General features: G+C 63.8%; 1 protein-coding gene. It reads right to left on the bottom strand.

The window, feature by feature from the left end; all coding sequences use genetic code 11:
- Nucleotides 1–266 precede the first annotated feature (266 nt).
- Complete coding sequence (locus tag IOC69_RS07900; RefSeq protein WP_290543000.1) at nt 267–2945, bottom strand: valine--tRNA ligase; 2679 nt, start codon at nt 2943–2945, stop codon at nt 267–269.
- Nucleotides 2946–3106: the final 161 nt, after the last annotated feature.

Raw genomic sequence — 3106 nt, 5'->3', positions numbered from 1 at the left:
CGCCACTTCTCGCCTTGAGCGAGGCAAGCTCCGCCTCCCACTCCAGCAACGCGCCCGACCACTCCGCGACCATTGTCGTCCTCCCGCCAAAAGCGGCAGGAATCACAAATCTATCGCAGACGCAACTGTAGTACTAGAGCGCCGGGCGGTCAGTTGAAATCGGAATGATGTCCTCCCTTTTCGGAGACGGCTGTCGCATATGGCCTGAAACCGCCCTCTGTATTATTCCTCTCCCCCGGTGGGGGAGAGGGTCCGGTCAAGCGGGATTACCCCAGCCGGGCCAGCGCCTCCTCCACCCTGGCCTTGCGCGCCGTGAGTTCCGCCTTGCGCTCGCGGCTTTCCTCCAGCACCTCGGGCGGGGCCTTGGCGAGGAAACCGGAGTTGTTGAGGCGACCGTCGATGGCGGCGATGTCCCTGGCGATATTCTCCAATTCCTTCGAAAGCCGCGTCTTCTCGGCGGCAAAGTCGATCACACCCTCGAGCGGCAGCGCGACGATCGCCTCGTCCAGCACGATCTGGGCGGAGGCCTTGGGCGCCTGCTCCTCGAAGACGATGGAGGAGAGCCGTGCGAGCCGCATGATCTCGTTCTCCCAGGCATCCGCCCGCCGGCGCGTCCCGCTGCTGGCGCTCACCAGCACGCAGCCGATCTTGGCCCCGGCGGGCACGTTCATCTCGGCCCTCACCGAGCGCACTTCGGAGATGAAGCGGATCGTCCACTCCATTTCGGCGTCCGCCGCCGCATCGCCGAGGCCCTTGTAGCTGGGCCAGTCAGAGGCGATCAGCCACTGGCTGCGCCTGCCCGTCTGCTGCCACAGCTCTTCCGTCACGAAGGGCATGAAGGGGTGCAGCAGCAGCAGGATCTGGTCCATCACCCAGGCGGTGGTGGCGCGCGTCTCGGCTTTGGCCGCCTCGTCCGTGCCGGTGAGGATCGGCTTGATGAGTTCGAGATACCAGTCACAGAACACGTTCCACACGAATTGATAGATCGCCCCTGCCGCCTCGTTGAACCTGTATTCCTCCAGCGCCTGGCGAACCTTCGCCTCGGTGCGCGCCGTCTCGCCGGAAATCCAGCGGTTGACGGTGACGCGCGCGGCGAGCGGATCATAGTTCGGGTCATGCGCCACGCCATTCATCTCGGCGAAGCGCGCGGCGTTCCACAGCTTGGTGCCGAAGTTGCGGTAGCCCTCGACGCGCGCCTTGGCCAGCTTGATGTCGCGGCCCTGGGCGGCCATGGCGGCCAGCGTGAAGCGCAGCGCATCAGCGCCATAGGCGTCGATCAGCTCCAGCGGATCAATGACATTGCCCTTGGACTTCGACATCTTCTGGCCCTTCTCGTCGCGGACCAGGGCATGAATATAGACGGTGTGGAACGGCGCCTCATGCATGAAGTGCAGCCCCATCATCATCATGCGGGCGACCCAGAAAAAGATGATGTCGAAGCCGGTGACGAGAACATCCGTTTTGTAATGGCGCTTCAGCTCCTGCGTCTCCTCCGGCCAGCCGAGAGTCGAGAACGGCCAGAGGGCGGAGGAGAACCACGTGTCGAGCACGTCCTCGTCGCGCGTCAGCGTCACGCGGGCGCCGAAGTGGCGTTCCGCCGCGGCGAGCGCCAGCGCCTCCGTCTCCTCGACGAAGACCGTGCCGTCCGGCCCATACCACGCCGGAATCTGATGGCCCCACCACAGCTGGCGCGAGATGCACCAGGGCTGGATGTTGCGCATCCATTCGAAATAGGTCTTCTCCCAGTTCTTCGGCACAAAGCCGGTCTCGCCCTTTTCCACCGCGGCGATGGCGGGCCTGGCGAGTTCGGCGGCATTCACATACCACTGCTCGGTCAGCCACGGCTCGATCACCACGTCGGAGCGGTCGCCATGCGGCGCCTGGTGGGTGTGCGGCTCGATCTTGTCAAGAAGCCCCTGCGCCTCGAACATCTCAACGATGCGCTTTCGCGCCTCGAAGCGGTCGAGCCCATGCAGCGCCATGGTCCCGGCCGGAACATCGGCGGCACCTTCCAGGAAATCGGCATTGCCTTCGATCAGGATCTTGCCGAACTGGTCAAGCACGTTGATCTGGCGCAGGCCGTTGCGCTTGCCCACGTCGAAGTCGTTGAAGTCGTGCGCCGGAGTGATCTTCACCGCACCCGTGCCCTTCTCGGGGTCGGCATAATCATCGCCGACGATGGGGATGAGGCGGCCGACCAGCGGCAGCCTCACTTGCCTGCCGATGAGATGCTTCAGCTTATCGTTTCCGGGGTGAACCGCAACGCCCGAGTCGCCCAGCATGGTTTCGGGCCGCGTGGTGGCCACCACAATGAACTGATCCGTGCCCTCGATCGGATAGCGCAGATACCAGAGATTGCCCTTCACCTCCTTCTGCACCACTTCGAGGTCCGAAATCGCGGTCAAGAGCTTCGGGTCCCAGTTGACCAGCCGCTTGTCCTTGTAGATGAGGCCTTCCTTGTGGAGCTGCACGAAAACCTTGAGCACCGCCCTGGACAACCCCTCGTCCATGGTGAAGCGCTCGCGCGACCAGTCGCAGGAGGCGCCGAGCCTCCGCAGCTGGCGCGAAATGGCGCCGCCCGATTCCTCCTTCCAGGCCCAAACGCGCTTGAGGAAGGCCTCGCGGCCCATCGAACGGCGGTCGGTCTGGTTCTCCTTCTGCAGCAGGCGCTCCACCACCATCTGGGTGGCGATGCCGGCATGGTCAGTACCGGGTTGCCACAGCACGTCCCTGCCGCGCATGCGCTCAAAGCGGACGAGAATGTCCTGGATGGTGTTGTTGAGCGCGTGGCCCATGTGCAGCGAGCCCGTCACATTGGGCGGCGGGATCACGATGGTGAAAGGCTCCGCCCTGGGCTTGTGGCCGGGCTTGAAGAAGCCGCGCTCCTCCCATTGGGCATAGAGCCGAGCTTCCATATCGGCGGGCGTGAAGGTCTTCTCAAGCATGAGTCTGGCCAAAGCTGTGTAACGGTTGGCGCGCCTTAAACACCAGCCGGGGCGGCCACGCAACGCCCAGAGCATGATCCGCAAAAGTGGAACCGCTTTTGCGACAAGATCATGCTCAAGCTGTTGACCCGTCGCATGATCCGCAAAAGTGGAACCGCTTT

Source organism: Aestuariivirga sp. (genome assembly GCF_020252405.1).
GTDB lineage: Bacteria > Pseudomonadota > Alphaproteobacteria > Rhizobiales > Aestuariivirgaceae > Aestuariivirga.
Note: the sequence above shows the minus strand (reverse complement) of the source record. Positions and strands in the feature narration are given on the sequence as shown.